Raw genomic sequence first — 25815 nt, 5'->3', positions numbered from 1 at the left:
TAAAGCGTCCCGCGCCAGGGATGACGTTTTTTGCGTCTTTACGATCTGCCTGGGTTGCCCGCGCAGGCGCCTTATGAACACGCTCAGGGGAAAAGCAGAGGCTTTTCCCCTTTTTATTGCCGCCAGGATTAACCGTAGCGCCCGGTAATGTAATCTTCTGTGCGCCGCTGTTTCGGCGAGGTGAAGATATCATCCGTTTCGCCAAACTCAATCAGCGTGCCGTTGTGCATAAAGGCGGTGTAGTCAGAGACGCGCGCCGCCTGCTGCATGTTGTGCGTCACCAGCACCAGCGTGAAGTGCTGTTTCAGCGTGGTCATCAGCTCCTCAATCACCAGGGTTGAAATGGGATCGAGCGCCGAAGTCGGCTCATCCAGCAGCAACACCTCCGGCTCAATGGCGATCGCGCGGGCGATCACCAAACGCTGCTGCTGTCCGCTGGAGAGCTGCAGCGCGTTCTGCCCCAGCTGATCTTTGACCTCGCTCCAGAGCGCTGCCGCTCGCAGCGCGCGTTCACAGGCTTCATTGAGAATGCGCCTGTCGCGCACCCCCTGTAAGCGCAGGCCGTAAACCACATTTTCATAAATCGATTTGGGAAACGGATTGGGTCGCTGGAACACCATGCCGACCCGCCGCCGCAGCGCCGAAACGTCCTGGCCCGACTGGGTAATCGCGCGCTGATCCAGCAGAATTTCCCCCTCGACGCGACAGCTATCTATCACGTCATTCATGCGATTCAGGCAGCGCAGCAGCGTGGATTTGCCGCAGCCGGAGGGACCAATCAGCGCCGTAATGCGATTTTTCGGCACCTGCAACGAAACGTTGTGCAGCGCCTGCCGCTCGCCATACCAGAGCGAGAGCTGATTTATCGTGAGCGCGATGTCGGAATCAAAAGTCATAATGTCTCTGTTATTGGGTCAGGAGCCGGTAGCGTTCACGCAGGCGATGGCGCAATGCCATCGCGACCAGATTCAGCGAGAGAATGATCAGCACCAGCAGCAGCGCGGTAGCGTACACCAGCGGCCGATCCGCCTCCACGTTGGGACTCTGAAACGCCAGGTCGTAGATTTGAAAGCCCAGATGCATAAACTTTCGGTCAAGATGCAGATAAGGGTAAATCGCGTCAACCGGCAGTTCCGGCACCATTTTTACCACGCCGACCAGCATCAGCGGCGCGGTCTCGCCAGCGGCGCGCGCCACGGCAAGGATCAGGCCGGTGAGCATCGCCGGCAGCGCCAGCGGCAACACTACATGCCACAGCGTCTCTGCTTGGGTCGCTCCCAGCGCCAGCGAACCCTGACGCAGGCTGTCGGGAATGCGCGACAGCCCCTCCTCGGTGGCGACAATCACCACCGGCAAGGTGAGCAGCGCCAGGGTTAACGCCGCCCAGAGCAGGCCCGGCGTGCCAAAAGTGGGATTAGGCAGCGCGGGCGCGAAAAAGAGCTGATCAATCGTGCCGCCAATCAGCCAGACAAAAAAGCCGAGGCCAAACACGCCGTATACGATGGAGGGCACGCCCGCAAGGTTAACCACCGCGATGCGCACCAGTCGGGTTAAGGCGTTGCGCCCGGCATATTCATGCAGCCAGACGGCGGCAACCACCCCGAGCGGCATCACCACAACCGACATCAGCAGCACCATCAGCACCGTACCGAAAATCGCCGGGAACGCGCCGCTTTCGCTCTGCCCGGCGGCGGGCGTATCGCTGACAAAATGCCAGACCTGGCGCATAAAGTGATGCCATTTCTCGCTAAACGTCATGGCGTTGGGATACCAGGCTTCGACAATCTGCGCCAGAGGAATACGCAGATCGCGACCCTGCATATCGCGCAGGATCAGCACATCGCGATCGATCTCCTTTTGCAGCGCCGCCAGCTGCGCGCCTGAATCACTGAAACGACGCTGCAACGCCGCAAGGTTCGCCTGATATTGCGACTGCGTCTGCAGCGTGAACGCGCCTTTGCTACGCAGCGCATCTGCCTGCATCTCCAGCGCACGCATCTCGCTGTTAACGCGCGCCATATCGGTGCGGCGGATATCACTGGCCTGACGTAACAGCGTATGTACCTGGCTCAGCCGCTGCTGCAACAGCGCGTTGCGATCGCGGGCGGTGAGAATTTCATCGTTTTCGCGCAGCTCAACAAACCAGCCCAGCGCATCGCCGCCGCTGCGCCGCTGCAATACCATCGCCTGTTTCGGTCGGCTAACGGCGAGCGTATCCCGGCTCAAAATCACGTGAAAATCGGGCGCGGCGACGTCACGGTTGCCGGTTTTGATCAGATAGCGGGTTACCGTGCCGCTATCTTTGTTTTCTGCGGTTTGCCGATCGTGACGCAGGCGCGTTTTCTCTACCGTTTCGCCCAGCAGCGTCAAAACGGCGCCATCGGGCTGGCGCAATTGGTAGAGATCTACCGGCTGCGGCCAGAAGGCGCGCATTCCCTGCCATGCCAGCAATCCGGTCAGCAGCGCAAAAGCCAGCAGGCAGACCGCTACCGCGCCAGCGGTAAGCCAGCGCCAGCGGTCGTTTTGTTGTATCGCCTTCATCCCTGCGCCTCATTCTGGCCGTAACGCTGCCGCAGGCGCTGGCGAATCAGTTCCGCCAGCGTATTGATCACCAGCGTAAAGATCAGTAGCAGCAGCGCGCTTAAAAACAAAATGCGGTAATGAGCGCTGCCCGCCGCCGCTTCCGGCATTTCGATGGCGATGTTCGCCGAGAGCGCGCGCAGGCCGGAAAACAGCCCGCCTTCGCTCTCGGGCGTGTTGCCGGTTGCCATCAGCACAATCATGGTTTCGCCTACCGCCCGACCAAAGCCGATCATCAGCGCGGCGAAAATGCCCGCCGATGCCCCCGGCAACACCACGCGCGTCAGGGTTTGCCACGGCGTGGCGCCCAGCGCCAGCGATCCCTGCCCCAGCTCGGCCGGGACGCTGAACAGCGCATCTTCCGCCAGGGTAAAGATTAACGGCACCAGCGCAAAACCCATCGCCAGCCCCGCCACCAGCAGGTTGCGCTGCTCGTAATGATGAAGACGTTCGCTAAGGCCGCCATCCAGCAACGGCAGCAGCCAAAGGGTTAACAGGGTAACGATCAGCAGCAAAGGCAGCAGCAGCGCCACCTCGCGGCCCGGCTGCCGCCAGCGCGCTGGCAAACGCGCGCTGAGCGCTCCGCAAAGCAGCAGGGTGCCTGCCAGCATTAGCGGCAGCAACAGCACGCCGAGAAGCGCATCGCTGATGCGCGGCGCCAGCCAGAGTCCGGCAATTAATCCAATCACCACGCTGGGCAGCGCGCCCATCATCTCAATCGCGGGCTTCACCCAGCGCCGCAGTCCCGGCGCCATAAACCAGGCGGTGTACATGGCGGCCGCCAGCGCCAGCGGGGTGGCAAACAGCAGCGCCAGCGCGGCGGCCTTCAGGGTGCCGATGACCAGCGGTATCAGGCTGAATTTGGCCTGATAACTGTCACCAGCGGCGGTCGACTGCCAGACCCAGTCCGGCTTCGGGTAGTTTTCATACCACACCTTCTGCCAGAGGTTGCGCCAGCTAAAATCGGGCCAGGGGTTGTCGAGCGGGTAAAGTTGCCAGCTATTTTCGCGCTCCACCAGCAGCCGGTCGCCCCTGGCCGAAAACTGCGCGGTGCGGATACCCGGCGTCAGCTGTCGGCTGAGGATCGGCCCCGGCTGCTTACTGGCCCAGAGGCGCAGCAGGCCCTGCGGCGTCAGGGTGGCGAACACCCGACGGTTCGGTTCGGTAACAATCAGCCCGGCATCGCGGCTCTGTCTCCAGGTGTGGATTTTTTGCAGCCGCGCGCCGCGATCGCCCGCAATGGCGAACCACTGGCTGATGCCGCTCTTGTCCTGAATCAACAGCGATTGTCCGCCCGCCAGCAGATGAAGAGTGCGCGGCGGCTGCGCCAGCGCAACCGTCTCCCTGAGGCGCGCGCGCTCATTGCTGAGTTCCCAAACACGCAGCACGCTGCCTTCAGTGGTATAGAGCAGCTCGCCCTGCGGCGAGAGCAGCAGCAAATCGGCTGAGTGTTGATCGATGCGCAGATGCGTCACCTCCCGGCGCGCCGAGAGCGTGGTCACTGAGAGGCCGTCCGGCGTCAGCGCGGCGATGCGCCAGCGTGCGTTATCCAGCGCAGCCAGCGCCATGTTTTGCGTGACGCCGCCCGGCAAAACGAAAGGCTTATCGCCCAGCGGAAAACGCCACTGCGCTTCGCCATTGATAATTGTCGGCTGCATCAACAGCAGCGTGCCGTGGGACTCCACCAGAATCGATCGGCGATCGGCGCTGGTCGCCACGCTGTCAGGCGGTTGCGCCAGCGGCAGCGCGGGTTCCGGCGAGCCGTTATTCAGCGGGATAAAGCGCGCCGCGCCTGATGCGCTGATGCGCCAGCCGATATTGTCTTCCATCCCCAACGCCAGCGAGGGCGCCTTATCGCTCAGCGGCCGTACGGCTCCCGCCTGCATGCCGGGCGAGACGAAAAGCGGCAGTACCACCCAGATCAACCAGAAAAAAAGCAGTAACATCAGTACCAGAATGCCGACGCCACTGGCCGTGACGATACGCCGCGTCAGGCGGTCTGCCCAGCGTCTGCGACGGTCGCTAAATTGAACGGGAATACGGTTATCGGTCATGCAGGCCTGAAATTGCGCTCAGAAGTAAGCCGCTATGTTGCCCGTAGCTGATTGATAAGACAACCATTGAGGTTGGACAACGCTGCCATACTCTCGCCATAATGGTATTGGACACTGGATCTCCAGTCCTGCAACAGCAATACGGAGTCAGAATGGGCCAGGAAAAGCTGTACATTGAAAAAGAGTTAAGCTGGTTATCCTTTAACGAACGCGTTCTTCAGGAAGCGGCGGATAAAAGTAACCCGCTGATTGAGCGTATGCGGTTTTTGGGCATTTATTCGAATAATCTCGATGAGTTTTATAAAGTCCGCTTCGCCGATCTGAAACGTCGCATTTTGATTAGCGAAGAGCAAGGCCTGTCCAGTGCGCAGCGTCAGTTACTGAAACAGATTCAACAGCGGGTATTAAAATCTGAACAGGAATTCGACGGCCTGTATAACGATCTGCTGTTAGAAATGGCGCGCAATCAGATCTTCCTGATTAACGAGCGCCAGCTGTCGCCTAATCAGCAAAGCTGGCTGCGTCACTACTTTAAACATCAGTTACGCCAGCACGTCACCCCAATTCTGATTAATCACGACACCGACCTGACTGAGTTTTTAAAAGACGATTATACCTATCTGGCGGTAGAGATTATCCGCGGCAGCGCTACGCGCTACGCCCTGCTGGAAATTCCGTCTGATAAAGTGCCGCGCTTCGTCAACCTGCCGGCCGAATCGCCGCGACGCCGCAAGCCGATGATTTTGCTGGACAACATTCTGCGCTATTGTCTGGATGAAATTTTCAAAGGCTTCTTCGATTACGACGCGCTTAACGCCTACTCGATGAAGATGACGCGCGATGCCGATTACGATCTGGTTACCGAGATGGAGTCGAGCCTGCTGGAACTGATGTCCTCCAGCCTGAAGCAGCGACTTACTGCGCTGCCGGTGCGTTTCGTCTATCAGCGCGACATGCCCGATGCGATGGTGGAACTGCTGCTGCATAAGCTCTCCATTTCCAATTACGACTCGGTGGTGCCTGGCGGACGTTATCATAACTTCAAAGATTTCATCAGTTTCCCGAACGTCGGCAAGGCAAACCTGGTTAACAAGCCGTTGCCGCAAATCCGCCATATTGGCTTTGATGGTTTCCGTAATGGTTTCGACGCTATCCGCGATCGGGACGTGCTGCTTTATTATCCCTATCACACCTTTGAACATGTGCTGGAGCTGCTGCGTCAGGCCTCGTTTGATCCCAATGTGCTGGCGATTAAAATTAATATTTATCGCGTGGCGAAGAACTCGCGCATCATTGACGCCATGATCCACGCCGCTTACAACGGCAAAAAAGTCACGGTGGTGGTGGAGCTGCAGGCGCGCTTTGATGAAGAGGCGAATATTCGCTGGGCGAAACGTCTGACCGAAGCGGGCGTGCATGTGATCTTCTCCGCGCCGGGGCTGAAAATTCACGCCAAGCTGTTTCTTATTTCCCGTCGCGAAGGGGAAAACGTGGTGCGCTACGCCCATATCGGCACCGGCAACTTCAACGAAAAGACCGCGCGTATCTATACCGACTATTCGCTGCTGACCGCCGACGCGCGCATTACCAATGAGGTACGCCGCGTATTCAGCTTTATTGAAAACCCGTATCGTCCGGTTAGTTTCGATCATCTGATGGTGTCGCCGCAAAACTCGCGCCGCATGCTTTATCAATTGATTGATGAAGAGATCGCCAATGCGCAGCAGGGTTTACCGGCTGGCATTACGCTGAAAATTAACAACCTGGTGGATGAAGGCCTGGTGGATCGGCTTTATACTGCTTCCAGCGTTGGCGTGAAGGTCAATCTGCTGGTGCGCGGCATGTGTTCGCTGATTCCCGATCTGCCGGGGATCAGCGAAAATATCCGTGTCATCAGCATTGTTGACCGCTATCTGGAGCACGATCGCGTCTATATTTTCGAAAGTGGCGGCGATAAAAAAGTGTACCTTTCCTCGGCTGACTGGATGACGCGTAATATTGATTACCGTATTGAAGTCGCCGTGGCGATACTCGACCCACGTCTGAAACAGCGCATACTGGATATCATCGCCATTCTGTTCAGTGATACGGTAAAGGCTCGTGTCGTGGATAAAGAACTGAGCAATCGCTATGTGCAGCGCGGGAACCGCCGTAAGGTGCGTTCGCAGCTGGCCATTTACGATTACATCAAGCAACTGGAACAACCTGAATAATTCCTATGCCAATTTCTCATAAGAGTACGCCCAAACCGCAGGAATTTGCTGCTATTGACCTCGGTTCAAATAGTTTTCACATGGTGATTGCCAGGGTGGTCGATGGCGCAATGCAGGTGCTGGGGCGACTCAAGCAGCGGGTGCATCTGGCTGACGGTCTGGACGCCGGTAATCGCCTGAGCGAAGAGGCGATTCAGCGAGGTCTCAGTTGCCTGACGCTGTTTGCCGAGCGTCTGCAGGGCTTCAGCCCGACTAACGTCACCATTGTCGGCACCCACACGCTGCGTCAGGCCGTGAACGCTGAAGAGTTTTTGCAGCGCGCGGCGGATGTCATCCCCTACCCTATCGAAGTTATCTCCGGCCATGAAGAAGCGCGTCTGATCTTTATGGGCGTGGAACATACCCAGCCGGAAAAAGGCCGCAAGCTGGTGATCGATATTGGCGGCGGCTCAACCGAGCTGGTGATTGGCGAAGATTTCGAACCGCAGCTGGTGGAAAGTCGCCGCATGGGCTGCGTCAGCTTCGCTAACCTCTATTTTCCGGGCGGCGAGATCAACCGGGAAAACTTTCGGCGCGCCCGTCTTGCGGCGGCGCAAAAGCTGGAAACTCTGGCCTGGCAATACCGGCTGCACGGCTGGCAATATGCGTTAGGCGCTTCTGGCACCATCAAAGCCGCCTGCGAAGTGCTGCTGGCGATGGGCGAGAAAGAGAAGCTGATTACGCCGGAGCGGCTGGATAAGCTCTACGATGAGATGATTAAACACAAATCGTTCTCCGCGCTGAGCCTGCCTGGCCTGTCAGAAGAGCGCAAGGCGGTGTTTGTGCCGGGCCTGGCGATTCTGTGCGGCGTGTTTGACGCGCTGGCGATTCGCGAATTGCGTCTCTCTGACGGCGCGCTGCGTGAAGGCGTGCTCTATGAGATGGAGGGCCGTTTTCGCCATCAGGATATTCGCAGCCGCACGGCACAAAGCCTGGCAAACCACTACGCCATCGACAGCGACCAGGCGCGGCGCGTGCTGGAAACCACTGAGGAGCTTTATAATCAGTGGCGCGATCAAAACGCAAAGCAGGCTCATCCGCAGCTGGCCGCGCTGCTGAAATGGGCGGCGCTGCTGCATGAAGTTGGGCTGACCATCAACCACAGCGGCCTGCAACGTCACTCCTCCTATATCCTGCAAAATTCCAATATGCCGGGCTTTAACCAGGATCAGCAGACGCTGCTCGCTACCCTGGTGCGCTTTCACCGCAAAGCGATCAAGCTGGAAGAGATGCCGCGCTTTACGCTGTTTAAGAAAAAGCAGTTTCTGCCGCTGGTTTTCCTGCTGCGGCTCGGCACGCTGCTGAATAATCAACGCCAGGCCACCTCACGTCCGGAGTCGCTGCGCCTGGCCACCGATGACGGGCACTGGACGCTTACCTTTCCGGCGGGCTATTTAAGCCAGAACAATCTTGTGCAGCTCGACCTTGAGCGTGAACAGGGTTACTGGAGCGACGTGACCGGCTGGAAGCTAATGCTGGAAGAAGAGGAGTAAAGACGGGGCGGCGCGTGCCGCCCTGTTAAACAGGTTATGATGCAAACCAATACCGAAACTAACTTCAGTGAAAAATATGGGCTGACGCCAACGCACTCCGAAGTGCTGGCCGCCCTGCCGCTGCTGACGCCGGGCAAGGCGCTGGATCTCGGCTGCGGCAGCGGACGCAACAGCCTGTTCCTTAATCAGCGCGGTTTTGACGTTACCGCCTGGGATCATAATCCCGATAGCCTGGCGCGTCTGAATCAGATTATCGAACAGGAAGGCTTGCAGCATATTCGCACTGAACTGCGCGATCTCAACCAGACGCGCTTCAACGGCGCTTACGAGTTTGTGCTGTCGACGGTGGTGATGATGTTTTTGCAGCCGGAAACTATTCCGCAGCTGATCGCAGATATGCAGGCCTGCACGGCGAAATATGGCTATAACCTGATCGTCGCGGCCATGAGCACCGACGATTTCCCTGCGCCGATCAATTTCTCTTTTACCTTTAAGTCGGGCGAGCTGAGCCATTACTATCGCAACTGGCATATCGTTAAGTACAACGAGCATGTGGGACAGCTGCATAGAAAAGATGAGAATGGCAATCGCATCAACTGCCGGTTCGCCACGCTGCTGGCGCAAAAAGCCAGCTACTAACATCATAAGGCCGTTTTGATAAACGGCCTCTGCCATCCGGCGAAAAAACGCGCAAACAAAAGTTGCTCATTTTTTCATCCGGCGATTGATTTCATCCGCCGTCTGTGTCTAAATGTTGCTATCGCCCATTTGGGTTATTTCAGGAAAAAAATCGCGTGAACAGCGCCATGCCCGTCCGAAGACGTCAAAAAACCGGTACCATGACCCGTATCGTTTTACTGATCAGCTTCATCATTCTTTTAGGCCGACTGATTTTTACCATCCCCGGCGCCATTGAGCACCAACAGCAAAAGAAAACCGCCTCTGCACCCATAACCATCACCACCACAGCCGACATGCGTTAACGGCTGAGCAGCTGCGCTATGCTGATCAATAAGTTGCCTGCCTGAAGACGACCTCTTTTTCGCACCGCTTTTCAGCCGAACCGCTACACTTCCTCGTGTTGCTAACAGACACAAGGAACCGTTATGTCTGCGTCTCACGCTCAACGCTTAAGTGAAACTCGCCATCGTATCCTGACGCTGCTGCTCAGCGAGCCGCAGCTGGTGGATGAGCTGCTGGAAAAACCCGTAGAGCGCACGGCGGATCAACGGCAGAAAAACAGCGGTTATCGTGCCGCGCTGGAAGCAGATATCAGCCAGCTGCACGCCGCCGACCTGGCCGATATTCTGGAGGCGCTACCTGAAGAGGAGCGCCAGGCGCTGTGGCGGCTGATTCCTGGCGCACGACGCGGCCGTGTGCTGGTCGAGGCTTCAGGAACGGTCTGGGCGAGCCTGACGGAAGAGATGAGCGACCGGGATATCCTGCGCGCCATTGAACCGCTCGATATCGACGAGCAGGTCTGGCTGGCGCGCTATCTGCCGCGCGATCTGACCGGACGGCTGCTCTCCTCGCTCGATCCCAGCCAGCGCGCTCGCGTGCTGAGCGTGGTGCAGTTCGACCGCGATCGCGTCGGGCGCATCATGGATTTTAATATCCTCACCGTGCGCGCTGACGTCACACTGGCTACGGTGCAGCGCTTTCTGCGTCAGAAGAAAGCGATAACGGAAGGCACTGATAAGCTGTTTATTACCGATAAAAACAATCAGCTGCTGGGCGAGCTGATGCTGACCGATATCCTGATGAATCAGCCGGAAACGCGCGTGGAACAGATCATGAACACGCGCCCCACTACCTTTCAGCTCAACGACAAGGCGGAAGATGCCGCTGGCGCGTTTGAACGCTATAACCTGATCTCTGCGGCGGTGATCGACGCGCAGGGCAAGCTGATTGGCCGCGTCACCATTGAGGATGTGATCGATCTGGTTAACGAAGAGAACGAGAGCAACATCCGTAAAATGGGCGGCATCAGTCAGGAAGAGGATGTGTTCGCGCCGGTGCGTAAAGCGGTGCGTAAACGCTGGACGTGGCTGGCGGTAAATCTCTGTACCGCTTTTATCGCTTCCCGGGTTATCGGACTGTTTGAAGAGACGATTTCGCAGTTGGTGGCGCTCGCCACCCTGATGCCTATCGTAGCCGGTATCGGCGGCAATACCGGCAACCAGACCATCACCATGATCGTGCGCGCGCTGGCGCTGCATCAGGTCGAGCCAGGTAACTTCTCCTTTCTTATTTTTCGCGAGCTGGGCGTCGCTTTGCTGAACGGTCTGTTCTGGGGCGGCATTATGGGCCTGGTGACCTGGCTGATGTATCACAACCTGGCGCTGGGCGGCGTGATGATGCTGGCGATGGTAATGAATCTGCTGCTGGCGGCGTTGATGGGCGTGCTTATCCCGCTGGTGATGACTAAACTCAGGCGCGATCCCGCTGTGGGATCGAGCGTGCTGATTACCGCGATTACCGATACCGGCGGCTTTTTTATCTTCCTCGGCCTGGCAACGATTTTTTTGCGGCACCATTCAGGGTAGTCTCAGCAATGCCGCTCAGCGCTTTGCGAGCGAACTCTGGCCAATAATGGCCTGAAAACCAGGAGAAAAGCATGTTTAAACCTGATGATTTTGTACAGTTGAAAACCGGTGGGCCTAAAATGCTGGTGCTGCGAGTGGCAGGCGATACGCTTTGGTGCGCGCGCGTGGATGATGTGGCAAAGAAAGAGATAGAAGTCTCAGCCGACAGCGTCAATCTCTATCACGAAGATGGCGATTTCGGCGTCTGCTGAGATGTTTCAGCTGCCCCGCCGCGACGGGGCGCTTTTCGGTCAGCCGTTACTCTCCGCTCTGTCCGTCCGGATTATTGTTCTTTTGCAAGTTGTCGCCGCCAAGCCCGCCGATAAAAGGCAAACGCAAACGCAGCGGGGAAAAATCCACGCCGAGATTCAGCCCGAGCACATTAATTTCAATTCCCTCTTCTTTCGCCAGCGTCACGCCCAGCACGCCCAGAATCGACGCCTGAATGCCGCTGCCTGAGGGCGACAGACCAATCGGATGCCATAACGAGCGGTAATCTTTGCCAATGGCATTGGCGGGCAGATCCAGCTTCAGCGACGGCACTTCGCGCCCGATATGCGCCAGGAAAGTATTACTGTTCGGGCCAGGCCAGGCATGATAGGTCTGCGGCCAGGGATAGCTCTTAATCGCCGCCTCGATTTTTGGGATCATCGCCTGCGCCACTGCGCCGCGATGCTCGATCAACAGCCGTGGCTTCGCGCCGTACCAGTAGCCATCAGGCAGCGTATAGTTACGACGAATCACCTCTTTGCTGCCCCAGCTCACCACTTCATAGCGATTGTACTGAGTTTCTCCTGCCCGCTTGAAGATGATCCACGGATGCACCGCGACCACCCCTTTCCAGCCGTAGGTAGGTGCCACATAGACCTGAACAATGGCGAGATTGCTTAAGCGTACCGGATCGGGCGCGATGCCTGCCGAATCGCGGCGCGCCGACCACCAGCCCTGGCCGCTCAGCTCGCCGCTGCGGGTGGCCTGCGCCAGGCTTTGCCCCAGCGAGAGCAGCAGGATACAGAGAAAAGCGATACAGATTACTTTCAGAGAGATCATCTTTTTGCGGGTTCCCCCGTTGGTAACACAGAAAATCGCCAGTCAATCTCGCGATTTAACTGGCGATAAAGCATGTTGGATGATGGTTTAGCGACGATTTTCAGCCTTTGTGCGCCTGGGCAAGAAGGTCGTTATGCTTTTTTGCACAAGCCAACAACCGGCTTTCGCCGCTCTGCGGGCTGAAGCTGAGCGTTCCATCATCAACCCAGACGACATCCGGCGCAAGCGTACTTTTAAAAAAGAGGCGTTCCTGCCGTTGACGAGAAATTACCCATAAAAAAGCCACCAGCAAAAGCTGATGGCCTGATGCAGAGGCGTTGGGGATTAGCGAGGCTAAGGGATCATTCCCACTCAATCGTCGCCGGCGGCTTGCCGCTGATGTCATAAACCACGCGCGAAATGCCGTTCACTTCGTTGATAATGCGGTTTGAAACGCGGCCAAGGAAGTCATAGGGCAGATGCGCCCAGTGCGCGGTCATAAAGTCGATGGTTTCTACCGCACGCAGCGAAACCACCCAGTCATATTTACGACCGTCGCCCATCACGCCTACCGAACGCACCGGCAGGAACACGGTGAATGCCTGGCTGACCTTGTTGTAAAGATCCGCTTTACGCAGCTCTTCAATGAAGATCGCGTCAGCGCGGCGCAGCAGGTCGCAATACTCTTTCTTCACTTCGCCCAGCACGCGCACGCCCAGCCCCGGACCGGGGAACGGATGACGATAAAGCATGTCGTACGGCAGGCCCAGCTCCAGACCAATCTTGCGCACTTCATCTTTGAACAGCTCTTTCAGCGGTTCAACCAGCCCCAGCTTCATCTCTTTCGGCAGACCGCCCACGTTATGGTGCGATTTGATCACGTGCGCTTTGCCGGTCGCCGAGGCGGCAGACTCAATCACGTCCGGATAAATGGTGCCCTGCGCCAGCCATTTCACGTCGGTCAGCTTGCTGGCTTCTTCATCGAACACTTCGATAAAGACGCGGCCAATGGTTTTACGCTTGGCTTCTGGATCGTCAATGCCCGCCAGCGCGTTCAGGAAGCGCATCTCGGCCGCGACGTGGACGATATTCAGGCCGAAGTGATCGCCAAACATATCCATCACCTGCTCCGCTTCGTTCAGGCGCAGCAGGCCGTTATCGACGAATACGCAGGTCAGGCGATCGCCAATGGCGCGGTGCAGCAGCATGGCGGTAACGGATGAGTCCACGCCGCCGGAGAGGCCGAGGATCACTTTGTCATTGCCGACCTGCTCGCGCAGGCGTTTTACCGCATCCTCAATGATTTTTGCTGGCGTCCACAGCGCTTCACATTCGCAGATATCGCGAATAAAGCGCTCCAGCATGCGCAGGCCCTGACGGGTGTGCGTCACTTCCGGGTGGAACTGCACGCCGTAAAAACGCTTCTCTTCGTTTGCCATGATGGCGAAGGGACAGGTTTCGGTGCTGGCGACAGTGACGAAGCCCGCAGGAATGGCGGTGACTTTATCGCCGTGGCTCATCCAGACATCCAGCAGCGTCTTGCCGGAGTCGCTGATAGCATCTTCGATACCGCGGATCAGCGCGCTTTCGTTGGCGACTTCCACCTGCGCATAGCCAAACTCGCGCTCGCTGGAGCCTTCCACTTTGCCGCCCAGCTGAATCGCCATGGTCTGCATGCCGTAGCAGACGCCCAACACCGGCACGCCCGCGTTAAACACATATTCCGGCGCGCGTGGACTGTTCTGCTCGGTGGTGCTTTCCGGGCCGCCGGAGAGAATAATACCGTTCGGATTGAACTGGCGAATCTGCTCTTCGGTGACATCCCACGCCCATAGCTCGCAGTAAACGCCCAGCTCGCGCACGCGGCGCGCAACCAGCTGCGTATACTGAGAACCAAAATCGAGAATCAGAATGCGGTGTTTATGAATGTTTTCCGTCGTCATTAAGGCACTTCCAGGGCGGTAGACTGATAATGAAATCGCCCGGCGGCTGCCGGGCGGTAAATCTTACGGGATTACGATCCCATGCGGTAGTTCGGCGACTCTTTGGTGATGGTCACATCGTGAACGTGACTTTCAGAGATGCCGGCGCCGCTGATACGCACAAATTCCGCTTTGGTGCGCAGCTCATCGATAGTGGCGCAGCCGGTCAGGCCCATACAGGAGCGCAGGCCGCCCATTTGCTGATGCACGATCTCTTTCAGGCGGCCTTTATAGGCGACGCGGCCTTCGATACCTTCCGGCACCAGTTTGTCGGCGGCGTTATCGGTCTGGAAGTAGCGATCGGAGGAGCCTTTGGACATCGCGCCCAGCGAGCCCATGCCGCGATAGGATTTAAATGAGCGGCCCTGATAGAGTTCGATCTCGCCCGGCGACTCTTCCGTACCGGCCAGCATTGAGCCGACCATCACGCAGGATGCGCCCGCAGCGATCGCTTTGGCGATGTCGCCTGAGAAGCGGATGCCGCCGTCAGCGATAACCGGAATGCCGGTGCCTTCCAGCGCGGTAACCGCGTCAGAAACGGCGGTGATCTGCGGCACGCCCACGCCGGTAACGATACGGGTGGTACAGATGGAGCCAGGACCGATACCCACTTTCACTGCGCTCACGCCCGCCTCCATCAGCGCCAGCGCGCCTGCGCCGGTTGCCACGTTGCCGCCGATAATTTCGAGGTCAGGATATTTATCGCGAGTTGCGCGAATACGTTGCAGCACGCCTTCGGAATGACCGTGCGAGGAGTCGATCAGCAGCACGTCGACACCGGCAGCGACCAGCGCATCGACGCGCTCTTCATTACCGGCGCCTGCGCCTACCGCCGCGCCTACACGCAGACGGCCTTGCGCATCTTTACAGGCGTTAGGCTTACGTTCTGCTTTCTGGAAATCTTTTACGGTGATCATGCCAAGCAGATGGAAGCTGTCGTCCACCACCAGCGCTTTTTCCACGCGTTTTTCATGCATTTTTTGCAGCACGATTTCGCGGGCTTCGCCCTCTTTCACCGTGACCAGACGTTCTTTCGGCGTCATCACGGCAGAAACCGGCAGGCTTAGATCGGTGACGAAACGCACGTCACGACCGGTGATAATGCCTACCAGCGCGTTATCCGCATTCACCACCGGGTAACCGGCGAAACCGTTGCGTTCGGTCAGCGCTTTGACTTCACTCAGCGCGGTAGTCGGCAGAACGGTCTGCGGCTCGGTGACCACGCCGCTCTCATGTTTTTTCACCTTGCGAACTTCATCCGCCTGGCGCTCAATCGACATATTTTTGTGAATAAAGCCAAGGCCGCCTTCCTGCGCCAGCGCAATAGCCAGACCCGCTTCGGTCACGGTATCCATTGCAGCGGAGAGCATGGGAATGTTCAGACGGATGTTTTTCGTCAGTTGGGTGCTGAGATCGGCCGTGTTAGGCAGAACGGTGGAGTGAGCGGGAACGAGCAGAACGTCGTCGAATGTCAGGGCTTCTTTAGCGATTCTTAGCATGGCAATATCTCAACCTGGAGGTGAATGAGAACAGATAAAATATTGCCGCGGCATTATACAGGGCGTAATCGATTGCCTCCAGCTTTTTTTCAGGAAAAGTCTTGATCCCCTGTGCCAGCCATGTAGTATCGGTTAATTAACCCTCTGATTTATTATTTGATCCTCATCACATGTCGCTACCGCCAATCGCCAATATTTTTACCGTCAGCCGTCTTAACACCACGGTGCGCCAGCTGCTGGAAAAAGAGATGGGATCGGTCTGGCTGAGCGCGGAGATCTCTAACTTTACTCAGCCCGCGTCGGGCCACTGGTACTTCACGCTGAAGGATGACGGCGCGCAGGTGCGCTGCGCCATGTTCCGCAACAGCAACCGACGCGTCAGCTTTCGTCCGCAGCATGGACAGCAGGTGCTGGTGCGCGCCACCATTACCCTGTATGAGCCGCGCGGCGACTATCAGCTGATTGTTGAGAGTATGCATCCGGCGGGTGAAGGTTTGCTGCAACAGCAGTTCGAACTGCTGAAGGCGCGGCTGGCGACGGAAGGTCTGTTTGAGCAGCAGCACAAGCAGCCGCTGCCCGATCCGGCGCAGCAGGTCGGCGTGATCACCTCCGCCACCGGCGCGGCGCTGCATGATGTGCTGCGCGTGCTGCATCGCCGCGATCCTTCGCTGCCGGTGGTGATCTACCCCACCGCCGTACAGGGAGCCGACGCGCCAGCGGCGATCGTGCGCGCCATTGAGCTGGCGAATCTGCGTAAAGAGTGCGATGTGCTGATTGTCGGACGCGGCGGCGGCTCGCTGGAGGATCTCTCAAGCTTCAACGATGAGCGTGTGGCGCGGGCGATTTTCGCCAGCCGCATCCCGATCGTCAGCGCCGTGGGCCACGAGACTGACGTCACCATCGCCGATTTCGTGGCGGATCTACGCGCGCCGACGCCTTCTGCAGCGGCGGAGCTGGTAAGCCGCAACCAGGTTGAGCTGCTGCGCCAGCTACAGTCGCAACAGCAGCGGCTGGAGATGGCGATGGATTATTACCTTGCCCGCCAGCAGCGCAGCTTTACCCGACTGAATCATCGTTTGCAACAGCAGCATCCACAGCTGCGCCTGGCGCGTCAGCAGACCGCGCTGTTCCGCCTGCAGCGCAGGCTGGATGAGGCGATGGAAGAGCGTCTGCGCCGCGCCGCGCGTCAGCAAGAACGCCTGACGCAGCGTCTGGCGGCGCAGCAGCCTCAGGGGCGCATCTGGCAATCTCAGCAGCAGTTGCAGCAGCAGCGCTACCGTTTGCAGCAGGCGATGGACAAACAGCTCAACCAGGATAAGCAGCGTTTCGCCACGCTGGCGGCGCAGCTGGAAGGCGTAAGTCCGCTGGCCACGCTGGCGCGCGGCTTCAGCGTTACCACCGCCAGCGATGGTCAGGTAGTGAAGAAAACTGCTCAGCTGCATACCGGCGATCTGCTGCGCACACGGCTGGACGACGGCTGGGTCGAGAGCCAGGTCACCCAAATCACGCCGCAAAAAGCGCGCCGTCGCAAAGCATAACCCATAGAGGTTAACTATACTTTTTGGCACATTTATCGTGCCAAGGAGTCTGGTATGCCTTACAGCATTGTCCCCCCCTATATGCTGCGCAACATCATCACGAATGGCTCGGGTCATCAGCAGGATTATGCGCGACGCACTTTGACACACGTTCAGCATCTGATGGCGGAAAACTGGCAGAAACCTGTTGCGCCGCATACCGCGGCTGCGGGTCACGTTGAACGAGAAATTTATGATACGCAAAACACACAAAACCTGCCGGGCACGTTGATTCGTAAAGAGGGTCAGTCCGGCAATAGCGATGTGGCGGCGGAAGAAGCCTGGAATTACCTTGGCGTGACTTACGATTTTTTCTGGCAGATCTATCAGCGCAACTCAGTGGACAATCAGGGTCTGGCGCTGCTGGGAACGGTACATTACGGCAAGGAGTATCAGAACGCCTTCTGGAACGGTCAGCAGATGGTATTTGGCGACGGGGACGGCGAGATTTTTAATCGTTTTACCATCGCTATCGACGTGGTTGCTCATGAATTGTCTCATGGCGTGACGGAGACCGAAGTCGGGCTGATCTATTTTGAACAGGCAGGCGCGCTGAATGAATCGATCTCAGACGTCTTCGGCTCGCTGGTGAAACAGTACAATCTGAAGCAGAGCGCCGACAAGGCGGACTGGATTATTGGCGAAGGCTTGCTGGCGGAAGGCATCCATGGCGTTGGGCTGCGTTCGATGGCGGCGCCGGGCACCGCCTATGACGATCCGATGCTGGGAAAAGATCCGCAGCCGGCGCATATGGATAACTACATTGAAACCCGCGAAGATAATGGCGGCGTGCATCTGAATTCCGGCATTCCTAACCATGCCTTTTATCTTGCGGCGAAAGCGCTGGGCGGTTACGCCTGGGAGCTGGCCGGTCACGCCTGGTACGATACCGTCTGCGACAAAGAGTTGCCGCAGGATGCCGATTTCAAAACCTTTGCTCAGTTCACCATTCGTCACGGCCAGCAGCGATTTAATCAATCCGTTGGCCAGGCGATTGAGCAGGCCTGGAAAGAGGTAGGCGTGTTATGACCCCCATCCCTGAACTGACCGACGATGCTATCGTGGAAGTGGCGCGTGAAGGCGGTTTCGCCTGGATTCCGAAGCTGAATCCGGAGCGCCGTTTTACCCTCGCCCAGCTGCCGCAGCCGCAAAAACAGCGGGTGTGCGCCGTGCTGGAACAGGCGATGCCGCTCGGTGAGCCGCAGGGAAAAGGCAGCAGCGCCGGACGCGGCGACCAGCGCTATTTTCGTATTCAGATAACCTACGCCACGCACCAGGAAGCAGGCTCGATTGTGATTCTGATTCCGGAACAGGTAGCGCCGCCGGAGCTGGAGACGCTCTGGCGGGACGGAGAGTAGCAGAAAGCAGACAATAAAAAAGGGCCGAACGTTTCGGCCCTTTTAAACAAAGGCCGATTTTCATCGGCCTTTTCCTGGCTTAAGGCAAGGCGTAAGCAATCACATAATCACCGCGATCCGGCGACTGACGCGCGCCGCCTGCCGAGATCAGGATGTACTGCTTGCCGTTTTTCGGTGAGACATAGCTCATCGGTCCGCCCTGGCTGCCCACCGGCAGGCGCGCTTTCCACACTTCTTTACCGGTTGAAGAGTCAAAGGCGCGCAGATAGTAATCCTGTGTACCGGCGATAAACACCAGCCCGCCCTGGGTTGCCATGGTGCCGCCCAGCGAAGGCATCCCGATCGGCATCTGTACGTGCATCTTGATACCAAACGGACCGGTATCCTGCACCGTGCCTAACGGCACCTGCCAGACGATTTTGCGCGCTTTCATGTCGATGGCAGAGAGCGTGCCGAACGGCGGCTCCTGACACGGAATCCCCAGCGGCGACATAAAGCGGTTTTTGTTCACTGCGTACGGCGTGCCTTTCAGCGGAACCGCGCCCATACCGGTGTTGATCGCTTCACCGCCATTGCTGCCGCGTGAAATAGCGTCGGTATTGGCCGGAATCATCTGCACCCACAGGCCGAGACGCATATCGTTAACAAACATATACTGGTGGGTCGGATCGAACGAGATGCCGCCCCAGTTCATGCCACCGAGCGAGCCCGGAAAACTGAGCGACTTGTCGGTGCCGGGTACGGTGAACAGGCCGTCGTAACGCATAGATTTAAAGGCGATGCGGCATACCAGTTGATCAAACGGCGTGGCACCCCACATATCCGACTCTTTCAATGTCTGATTGCCAATCTGCGGCATCTCGGTAGAGTGCGGCTGCGTTTTAGTGTACTGCTCGTTCGGGATCTGGCCCTGTGGCATCGGCAGCTCTTCAACCTTGGTCAGCGGCTTACCGGTTGCGCGATCCAGCACAAAGATCATGCCGGTCTTACCACCAATAACGACGGCAGGTTTGGTCGTGCCATCCTTCATTGGGAAATCAACCAGGCTCGGCTGCATCGGCAGGTCGAAATCCCACAGATCGTTATGAACGGTCTGATATACCCACTTCTCTTTGCCGGTAGTGGCGTCGAGAGCGAGAATAGAAGCGCCATATTTATGATCCAGCGGCGTGCGGTTTGCGCCCCACAGGTCAACCGAGGAGCTGCCCATCGGCAGGAACACGGTGTTCATCGCCGGATCGTAGGACATCGGCGCCCATGAGTTCGGTGTACTGCGCGCAAAGCTCTGGCCCGGCTGAAGTTTCGCGTTCGGATCAGGATTGCCTGGGTCAAACGCCCAGCGCATGGCACCGGTAATCACATCGAAGCCACGCAGCACGCCGCCCGGCATATCGGTCTGAACGTTATCGGCCACACGGCCACCCACCACCACGGTAGTTCCCGCAAGAGTCGGCGCTGAGGTCAGCTGATATTTCGGATCCTGCGCGTCACCGAGGCCCGCTTTCAGATTCACCACGCCGTTGTCGCCAAAGTTCTGGCACAGCTCGCCATTGTCGGCGTTAATCGCGATCAGACGCGCATCAATGGTGTTCATCAACAGACGACGCTGGCAGGCATCATTGGCCGCCAGAGCCGGCGCCGGCACCGGCGTTGAACCCGGCTGGGTTGGCTGCGTCAGCGGCTTGGTGGCATCAAAGTAGGCGAGACCACGGCAACGGTTCCAGACTTCAGCCTGGGCATTCACTTCATGCTTCCACAGCTGCTTGCCGGTATCCGCTTCCACTGCAATCACGTTGTTATGCGGCGTACAGAGATAGAGGGTATTACCCACCTGCAGCGGCGTTTGCTGATCTTCAGCGCCATTGCCGGTCGGGCTTTCCGGGGTATCGCCGGTATGGAAAGTCCAGGCAACTTTTAGATCCCTCACGTTATCACGCGTAATCTGATCCAACGCCACGAAGCGGCTGCCACCCGGCGTGTTACCGTAGTTGTCCCAGTTTTTCTGCTCTTTCGCTTTGTCTACCGGCACCAGCGGCAACTCTTTGCCGTCAAAGGCGACGACAGGATGCGGCTGAAACATCTGTACAATGGTTGCCAGCATACCCACGGCGATAACCGCAGAGAGCACGTAAGAGATTTTCGCCAACGGCGCTTTGCCTTCGCGCTTGCGCAACGCAGGCCAGATGATGAAGGCCAGCAGCATCATTCCTGCCGGAACCATCAGGCGCGATACCAGCCCCCAGAAATCCAGACCGGTTTCCGCCAGCGCCCAAATCAGGGTGCCGACGAACATCAGAATGAACAGGACAACCGCTGAAGATTTGCGGCGGAAGAACTGAATCGCGGAAAGCACGGTAACAATACCGGCAATCAAGAAGTACCAGCTGCCGCCGAGGGAGGCTAACTTACCGCCGCCAATGACGAAAAACAGACCGATGGCGAGCAGCACCAGTCCCAGCAGTACAGACCCTATGCCTAACCCTTTTGAGGCGCGGGCTTTTGTTTCAGCCATAAAAACTCTCCTGAACGAATAAAGCGCCCATGACCGGAACCTCTGTCAAAGTCCGGTCATAGAAATGCCGCCACGCCTGAGCCGGGAACACTTCTGCTACAGCTTTATTCCAGAACACATTGGTACGGACAATGTCCGTGATGGACTCAATGCGGGAGAAGAAACCAGGAAAATTCGCACCTTCTGCCCGCAAAGCGGCGCGATTGTACCATTTGGTACATCCGGGTGTGAACATTTATAACGCATTTATTACTGAGTAATAGCATTTACGCTACAATTGTTGAAATAAGCGCTTATAAATCAATAAGTATTAACAAAAGTTTCCTTCGTCCGGGCGACAACTGACATTTCGCGCAGCAAGATGGCACAAAGATCGCCTAAATAATGCCTGCCGAGCGCAATACAAACAGGCCAATCGCCGTGGTGAAGAAGGAGCCAACGGTGGTCATGGCGATGATGTTCGCCGCCAGCGTGGCATTGCCTCCCATTGCGCGCGTCATTACGTAGCTGGCTGCCGCCGTCGGCGTGGCGGAGAACAAAAACATCACGCCCAGCGCCACACCACGAAAACCGCAGAGTGCACCGCCCAAGGTCAGCAGCACCGGCACCACCAGCACCCTTGCTACGGCAGCATAGATTGCCGTGTTGCTGGTCCGAAACATCATGCGCCAGTCGAGACTGGCCCCGGCGCAGAGCATCGCCAGCGGCAGGGCCATGCCGGAGAGAAAGCCGCCCGTTTTGATCACCGGTTGCGGAATGGACCAGCCGGAAAAATTCCAGGCGAGACCCACTACCAGCGCGATAATCAGCGGGTTGGTCACGATACCACGCAGGATGGCGCGCAAACCCGGCGCCGTCTGACGGCCACCGCTCAGGCTGCGCGTCAGAGTAATCACTGACAGCACATTAAACAGAATTACCGTTGCCGCCATAAATAGCGATCCTACCGCGACGCCTTCGTTACCGTAAGCCATGGACGCATAGGCGATACCCACAATCGCGCTATTGGCGCGAAAGCCGCCCTGCACAAAGATTCCGCGCTCGCGTGGATTTTTTACCAGCAGCGGCGCCGCCAGCTCCAGCAATAAAAACGTTAACAGCGTGCCCACGGCACCATAAAGCGCCAGCGGCAGATTACTCATTAGCGAGGTGTGGTCAGTGGCAACGCTGAAAAAAAGCAGGCAGGGTAAAGCCAGATTAAACACCAGCCGCGTGGCACCGTCGCAAAAGGAATCCTCGAGTAAACGGAAGCGGCGCAGAACAACGCCCAACATTAACAACAGCAGATTTGGCACAGTTACGCCAAAGGCGAAGCGCCAGGTTTCCCAATCCATAACTTCCCTTGTGCAAAAAAAGAGGGCCAAACTGGCCCTCACTGATTAACGTTTATTTTTCTTCAGATGTGACAGCAGGCGCTTACGCTTGCGCTGCTGGGTTGGCGTCAGCATGTTGCGTTTTCCGGCAAACGGATTCTCCCCCTCTTTGAACTGGATACGAATCGGCGTACCCATCACGTTCAGCGAGCGGCGGAAATAGTTCATCAGATAGCGCTTGTAGGAGTCCGGCAGATCTTTCACCTGGTTGCCGTGGATCACCACAATCGGCGGGTTATAACCACCGGCGTGCGCATATTTCAGCTTCACGCGGCGTCCGCGCACCAGCGGCGGCTGATGATCTTCTTCCGCCATATGCATAATACGGGTCAGCATTGAGGTGTTAACACGTTTGGTGGAGCAGTCGTACGCTTCGGTGACCGATTCAAACAGGTTGCCGACGCCGCTGCCATGCAGCGCGGAGATAAAGTGTACGCGGGCAAAGTCGATAAAGCCGAGGCGGAAGTCGAGGGTCTCTTTCACCTCATCCTTCACCTCCTGCGACAGGCCATCCCACTTGTTCACCACAATCACCAGGGAGCGTCCGCTGTTGAGGATAAAGCCGAGCAGCGACAGATCCTGATCGGAGATGCCTTCACGCGCATCGATCACCAGCATCACCACGTTAGCGTCTTCAATCGCCTGCAGGGTTTTGATGACGGAGAATTTTTCTACCGTATCGGTGATTTTGCCGCGCTTACGCACGCCCGCCGTATCGATCAGAATATATTCGCGCTCGTCACGCTCCATCGGAATGTAGATGCTGTCGCGCGTGGTGCCCGGCATGTCATACACCACCACACGATCTTCGCCGAGGATACGGTTAGTCAGCGTTGACTTACCTACGTTGGGACGTCCAACAATCGCCAGCTTGATCGGCAGGCCGGTAGGATCGAACTCTTCCTCTTCCTCTTCCTCTTCCAGCGTCTCGCCGTTCTCTTCCGCTGCCAGCGCCGCCCAGTAGGCTTCGTTTTCATCCTCTTCGCTCAGCGGCTGCGGATCGCGCTCGTCCATCCACGGCAGCAGCACGGTTTCCAGCAGGCTGGTTACGCCGCGGCCATGGGAAGCGGCGATAGAGTAGATGTCACCCAGGCCCAGCGCGTAAAACTCCACAACGGCGGAGTCAGCATCAAGGCCGTCGGTTTTGTTGGCAACCAGGAAGGTGGGTTTCTGACGGGAGCGAAGATGATGAGCGATCTGCTGATCCGCAGGCATCAGGCCGGCACGCGCATCCACCATAAACAGCACCACATCGGCTTCTTCAATCGCCAGCAGCGACTGCTCCGCCATGCGTGTTTCCACGCCCTCTTCGCCACCGTCAATGCCGCCGGTATCGATAACAATAAATTCGCGCCCTTCCACTTCGGCGCGACCATATTTGCGATCGCGAGTCAGTCCGGGAAAATCCGCCACCAGCGCATCACGTGTGCGCGTTAAACGGTTGAACAGCGTGGATTTCCCCACATTGGGACGCCCAACCAGCGCGACCACAGGTACCATAACACTTGCCTCAATTAATAATTAATCGCCCGAATGGCGTGATTATAACGGCTCAGGCCGCAGAGTTCAGGCTGAAGGCGCAAAGAATATCATGCCTGAATAAAAACGAAACGGCCCCTGAACATCAGGAGCCGTTGAAACGGTGTGGATATTCGCTAAAAAACGCTTACCCCTTAGCGGGTAATCGCATAGACCTCACCATCTTTTGTCTGGATCAGCAGCTTGTCGCCAGCCACCACCGGTTCCGTCTGGAAGCCTGAGCTGTCAACTTTCTGCTGAGCCACGAAACGGCCGTCGTCAGTATTGATCCAGTGCAGGTAACCTTCGCTGTCGCCGACGACCAGATAACCGTTGTAGAGCACCGGCGACGTCAGGTTGCGGTGCAGCAGATCGCTCTGACGCCAGATCGCCACGCCGCCGTCCACATTGAGGGCGATAACGCGGTCATCCTGATCGACAAGATAGATACGACCCGCATCGACAATCAGATCTTTCACGCCGCCAATTTCACGCTTCCACAAAATCTGACCGGAACGCAGATCCAGCGCCGTCAGGTTGCCGTTGTAGGCCAGCGCATACACTACGCCGTTAACGATCACCGGAGTGGTATCCACGTCGCTCAGACGGTCGATTTCCGTCGCGCCGCTCGGCTGAGAGATACGCTGCTGCCAAATCAGCTGGCCCTGATTGATAATCACGGCGCTGACGCGACCATTATCACCGCCGACAATGGCGCCGCCGAATGCAGTGGCCGGTGCGGATTCGCCGCGCAATGACAGCGCAGGCATATCCAGGTTAACGCTCCACTTCACCACGCCGCTGTTCTGATCCAGCCCCTGCAACATGCCGTTGCTGGTATGCACCAGCACCAGGCCGTCGCTGACAACCGGACGGGAAAGCGCTTCGCCCGCCACGCTGGTTTGCCAGGCGATGCTGCCATCGCTGCTGTTCAGGGCATAGACCTGACCGCGTTCGCTGCCGATATAGATACGATCGCCGCCGGCAGTCACGCCGCCGGAAAGCATTGCAGAACGGTTTTTCGAGAAAAAGCCGGTCTTCTCAGAGAGATCAACTTTCCATTTTTCTTTGCCGTCCGCCGCATCCAGCGCCTTTACGACGCCAAAACGATCGGCGGCAAACACGGTGCCTTCCTGCCAGGCGGGATGCAGATTCGAATAGAAATCGCCGACGCCATCGCCTACTGAGGTGCTCCACGCTTCCTTAGGAGTAAACTGATTTTCCACCTGAGGCAACGGGGCCATTTTTACCACATCTTCTTCGCCGCTAAACAGCGAACAACCACTGAGCAAAGTGACTGAAATCAGCCCCGGCAGCAGGTATTTACGTAATTCCATGCGCTCTCTCTTGACTGGCTTAGCTTAAGTTATTCATCTTCATCTGCATCATCTGTTTCAGCGCCGGAGAGGCGTCTGAAGCGACGCCTTTGCTCCACGCATCGCGTGCGCCCTGCTTGTCGCCTTTGCTCAGCAGCGCTTCGCCACGGATATCCGCCACAATGGCCGTCCAGCCTTCACCCTTGACAGCGTCAAGGGTTTTAAGCGCGGCATCCGCCTGATTCTGTTGCAGTTGAATGCGAGCCAGACGCAGGTTAAGTACCGCCTGCAGATTGGCATCTTTAGTATCTTTCAGGCCGCTTTGCAGCTGCACGGCCGCTTTATCCAGCTGATTTCCGTCAACATACTGTTTCGCTAAATCGAGCGCGGCCAGCGCACCATAAGTATTGCTGTTTTCGCTGGTAAACTGCGCCACTGCTTCCAGCGTCTGCGGCTTGTCAGCCTGCATCGCGCCGGTGAGCTGCTGGTAACGCGCTGAAACCTCTTTTGCCGAGTTCGCCTGATGGCTGGCCCAGTAGCGCCAGCCGCCCAGTGCGGCGATACCAATGACCAGGCCTACCGCCAGCGCCTTGCCATTATTGGCAAAGAAACGGCGCAGCACATCAACCTGTTCGTTTTCATTGCTGTAAACTTCCACGCAATCCTTCTCCTTTCAATGGTCGTAGC

The 25815-nt window shown here is 57.5% G+C and carries 22 protein-coding genes; 9 read left to right on the top strand and 13 right to left on the bottom strand.

Annotated elements, in window-relative coordinates:
• Positions 1-128: 128 nt before the first annotated feature.
• From pstB to ABU178_RS01680, 3 genes are read right to left on the bottom strand one after another with little or no spacing between them, the layout of a single operon-like run.
• Positions 129-896, bottom strand: coding sequence for a phosphate ABC transporter ATP-binding protein PstB (pstB, locus tag ABU178_RS01690; RefSeq protein ID WP_397211356.1), 768 nt, complete (start codon positions 894-896; stop codon positions 129-131).
• A gap of 10 nt (positions 897-906) precedes the next feature.
• Positions 907-2541: a phosphate ABC transporter permease PstA gene (gene pstA, locus ABU178_RS01685; protein WP_397211354.1), complete on the bottom strand. Its 1635-nt coding sequence runs from the start codon at positions 2539-2541 to the stop codon at positions 907-909.
• A complete protein-coding gene (locus ABU178_RS01680) occupies positions 2538-4634 on the bottom strand; it encodes an ABC transporter permease subunit (RefSeq protein WP_397211352.1) in 2097 nt (698 codons plus the stop codon). Before ABU178_RS01680 ends, pstA begins: the two co-directional genes overlap by 4 nt.
• Positions 4635-4786: 152 nt before the next feature.
• Between ABU178_RS01680 and ppk1 the strand changes: the two genes are divergently transcribed.
• The 6 genes from ppk1 to ABU178_RS01650 all read left to right on the top strand — a co-directional run bounded on the left by ppk1 (position 4787) and on the right by ABU178_RS01650 (position 11176).
• Positions 4787-6847, top strand: coding sequence for a polyphosphate kinase 1 (gene ppk1, locus ABU178_RS01675; RefSeq protein ID WP_397211349.1), 2061 nt, complete (start codon positions 4787-4789; stop codon positions 6845-6847).
• A 5-nt stretch (positions 6848-6852) separates the two neighbouring features.
• Positions 6853-8379 (top strand): exopolyphosphatase, encoded by a 1527-nt coding sequence (ppx, locus tag ABU178_RS01670; RefSeq protein WP_397211347.1) that lies wholly within the window; start codon positions 6853-6855, stop codon positions 8377-8379.
• A 39-nt stretch (positions 8380-8418) separates the two neighbouring features.
• On the top strand, positions 8419-9018 hold the full coding sequence (gene tehB, locus ABU178_RS01665; RefSeq protein WP_397211570.1) for a tellurite resistance methyltransferase TehB: 600 nt from the start codon (positions 8419-8421) through the stop codon (positions 9016-9018).
• A 155-nt stretch (positions 9019-9173) separates the two neighbouring features.
• Complete coding sequence (locus tag ABU178_RS01660) at positions 9174-9362, top strand: YfgG family protein (RefSeq protein WP_397211345.1); 189 nt, start codon at positions 9174-9176, stop codon at positions 9360-9362.
• 123 nt (positions 9363-9485) lie between these two features.
• Positions 9486-10925, top strand: coding sequence for a magnesium transporter (gene mgtE / locus ABU178_RS01655; protein ID WP_397211344.1), 1440 nt, complete (start codon positions 9486-9488; stop codon positions 10923-10925).
• Between the two features lie 71 nt (positions 10926-10996).
• Positions 10997-11176, top strand: a complete 180-nt coding sequence (locus ABU178_RS01650) for a DUF2158 domain-containing protein (RefSeq protein WP_397211342.1) — start codon at positions 10997-10999, stop codon at positions 11174-11176.
• A 46-nt stretch (positions 11177-11222) separates the two neighbouring features.
• Here ABU178_RS01650 and ABU178_RS01645 read toward each other — a convergent pair whose 3' ends face one another.
• From ABU178_RS01645 to guaB, 4 genes are all read right to left on the bottom strand, one after another.
• Positions 11223-12014 carry a DUF3750 domain-containing protein gene (locus tag ABU178_RS01645; RefSeq protein WP_397211340.1) on the bottom strand — a complete coding sequence of 264 codons (792 nt, stop codon included), beginning with the start codon at positions 12012-12014 and terminating at the stop codon, positions 11223-11225.
• 100 nt (positions 12015-12114) lie between these two features.
• Positions 12115-12369: a hypothetical protein gene (locus tag ABU178_RS01640; protein ID WP_397211338.1), complete on the bottom strand. Its 255-nt coding sequence runs from the start codon at positions 12367-12369 to the stop codon at positions 12115-12117.
• Positions 12356-13936, bottom strand: coding sequence for a glutamine-hydrolyzing GMP synthase (guaA, locus tag ABU178_RS01635; RefSeq protein WP_397211336.1), 1581 nt, complete (start codon positions 13934-13936; stop codon positions 12356-12358). Before guaA ends, ABU178_RS01640 begins: the two co-directional genes overlap by 14 nt.
• Positions 13937-14007: 71 nt before the next feature.
• A complete protein-coding gene (gene guaB, locus ABU178_RS01630) occupies positions 14008-15474 on the bottom strand; it encodes an IMP dehydrogenase (protein WP_397211334.1) in 1467 nt (488 codons plus the stop codon).
• 170 nt (positions 15475-15644) lie between these two features.
• Here guaB and xseA point away from each other — a divergent pair, with 170 nt between their 5' ends.
• From xseA to ABU178_RS01615, 3 genes are read left to right on the top strand one after another with little or no spacing between them, the layout of a single operon-like run.
• On the top strand, positions 15645-17012 hold the full coding sequence (gene xseA / locus ABU178_RS01625) for an exodeoxyribonuclease VII large subunit (RefSeq protein ID WP_397211332.1): 1368 nt from the start codon (positions 15645-15647) through the stop codon (positions 17010-17012).
• Between the two features lie 54 nt (positions 17013-17066).
• Positions 17067-18080 (top strand): M4 family metallopeptidase, encoded by a 1014-nt coding sequence (locus ABU178_RS01620; RefSeq protein ID WP_397211330.1) that lies wholly within the window; start codon positions 17067-17069, stop codon positions 18078-18080.
• On the top strand, positions 18077-18409 hold the full coding sequence (locus ABU178_RS01615; protein ID WP_397211328.1) for a protealysin inhibitor emfourin: 333 nt from the start codon (positions 18077-18079) through the stop codon (positions 18407-18409). The genes ABU178_RS01620 and ABU178_RS01615 overlap by 4 nt, the downstream gene beginning before the upstream one ends.
• A 79-nt stretch (positions 18410-18488) precedes the next feature.
• On the opposite strand, the gene ABU178_RS01610 is transcribed toward ABU178_RS01615, so the two are convergent.
• From ABU178_RS01610 to ABU178_RS01585, 6 genes are all read right to left on the bottom strand, one after another.
• Positions 18489-20921 (bottom strand): glucose/quinate/shikimate family membrane-bound PQQ-dependent dehydrogenase, encoded by a 2433-nt coding sequence (locus ABU178_RS01610; protein WP_397211326.1) that lies wholly within the window; start codon positions 20919-20921, stop codon positions 18489-18491.
• Positions 20914-21156 carry a hypothetical protein gene (locus ABU178_RS01605; protein ID WP_397211324.1) on the bottom strand — a complete coding sequence of 81 codons (243 nt, stop codon included), beginning with the start codon at positions 21154-21156 and terminating at the stop codon, positions 20914-20916. Before ABU178_RS01605 ends, ABU178_RS01610 begins: the two co-directional genes overlap by 8 nt.
• 142 nt (positions 21157-21298) lie before the next feature.
• Positions 21299-22255 (bottom strand): AEC family transporter, encoded by a 957-nt coding sequence (locus tag ABU178_RS01600; protein WP_397211322.1) that lies wholly within the window; start codon positions 22253-22255, stop codon positions 21299-21301.
• A gap of 45 nt (positions 22256-22300) precedes the next feature.
• Entirely contained in the window at positions 22301-23794 is a 1494-nt protein-coding gene (gene der / locus ABU178_RS01595) for a ribosome biogenesis GTPase Der (protein WP_397211320.1), read from the bottom strand.
• Between the two features lie 173 nt (positions 23795-23967).
• Positions 23968-25149: an outer membrane protein assembly factor BamB gene (gene bamB, locus ABU178_RS01590; RefSeq protein ID WP_397211318.1), complete on the bottom strand. Its 1182-nt coding sequence runs from the start codon at positions 25147-25149 to the stop codon at positions 23968-23970.
• 19 nt (positions 25150-25168) lie between these two features.
• Positions 25169-25786 (bottom strand): YfgM family protein, encoded by a 618-nt coding sequence (locus ABU178_RS01585; protein ID WP_397211316.1) that lies wholly within the window; start codon positions 25784-25786, stop codon positions 25169-25171.
• Between the last annotated feature and the right edge of the window lie 29 nt (positions 25787-25815).

The sequence above is a fragment of the Pantoea osteomyelitidis genome (assembly GCF_044342975.1).
In the GTDB taxonomy this organism is placed as follows: Bacteria; Pseudomonadota; Gammaproteobacteria; order Enterobacterales; family Enterobacteriaceae; genus Pantoea; species Pantoea osteomyelitidis.
Note: the sequence above shows the minus strand (reverse complement) of the source record. Positions and strands in the feature narration are given on the sequence as shown.

Coding starts and splice junctions, on each gene's coding strand:
- ppx (WP_397211347.1), top strand. CDS start 6,853: ATGCCAATTTCTCATAAGAGTACGCCCAAACCGCAGGAATTTGCTGCT.
- ABU178_RS01645 (WP_397211340.1), bottom strand. CDS start 12,014: ATGATCTCTCTGAAAGTAATCTGTATCGCTTTTCTCTGTATCCTGCTG.
- ABU178_RS01600 (WP_397211322.1), bottom strand. CDS start 22,255: ATGGATTGGGAAACCTGGCGCTTCGCCTTTGGCGTAACTGTGCCAAAT.
- ABU178_RS01615 (WP_397211328.1), top strand. CDS start 18,077: ATGACCCCCATCCCTGAACTGACCGACGATGCTATCGTGGAAGTGGCG.
- pstA (WP_397211354.1), bottom strand. CDS start 2,541: ATGAAGGCGATACAACAAAACGACCGCTGGCGCTGGCTTACCGCTGGC.
- bamB (WP_397211318.1), bottom strand. CDS start 25,149: ATGGAATTACGTAAATACCTGCTGCCGGGGCTGATTTCAGTCACTTTG.
- der (WP_397211320.1), bottom strand. CDS start 23,794: ATGGTACCTGTGGTCGCGCTGGTTGGGCGTCCCAATGTGGGGAAATCC.
- ABU178_RS01610 (WP_397211326.1), bottom strand. CDS start 20,921: ATGGCTGAAACAAAAGCCCGCGCCTCAAAAGGGTTAGGCATAGGGTCT.
- ABU178_RS01620 (WP_397211330.1), top strand. CDS start 17,067: ATGCCTTACAGCATTGTCCCCCCCTATATGCTGCGCAACATCATCACG.
- ABU178_RS01605 (WP_397211324.1), bottom strand. CDS start 21,156: ATGTTCACACCCGGATGTACCAAATGGTACAATCGCGCCGCTTTGCGG.
- tehB (WP_397211570.1), top strand. CDS start 8,419: ATGCAAACCAATACCGAAACTAACTTCAGTGAAAAATATGGGCTGACG.
- mgtE (WP_397211344.1), top strand. CDS start 9,486: ATGTCTGCGTCTCACGCTCAACGCTTAAGTGAAACTCGCCATCGTATC.
- guaB (WP_397211334.1), bottom strand. CDS start 15,474: ATGCTAAGAATCGCTAAAGAAGCCCTGACATTCGACGACGTTCTGCTC.
- pstB (WP_397211356.1), bottom strand. CDS start 896: ATGACTTTTGATTCCGACATCGCGCTCACGATAAATCAGCTCTCGCTC.
- ABU178_RS01650 (WP_397211342.1), top strand. CDS start 10,997: ATGTTTAAACCTGATGATTTTGTACAGTTGAAAACCGGTGGGCCTAAA.
- ppk1 (WP_397211349.1), top strand. CDS start 4,787: ATGGGCCAGGAAAAGCTGTACATTGAAAAAGAGTTAAGCTGGTTATCC.
- xseA (WP_397211332.1), top strand. CDS start 15,645: ATGTCGCTACCGCCAATCGCCAATATTTTTACCGTCAGCCGTCTTAAC.
- ABU178_RS01680 (WP_397211352.1), bottom strand. CDS start 4,634: ATGACCGATAACCGTATTCCCGTTCAATTTAGCGACCGTCGCAGACGC.
- guaA (WP_397211336.1), bottom strand. CDS start 13,936: ATGACGACGGAAAACATTCATAAACACCGCATTCTGATTCTCGATTTT.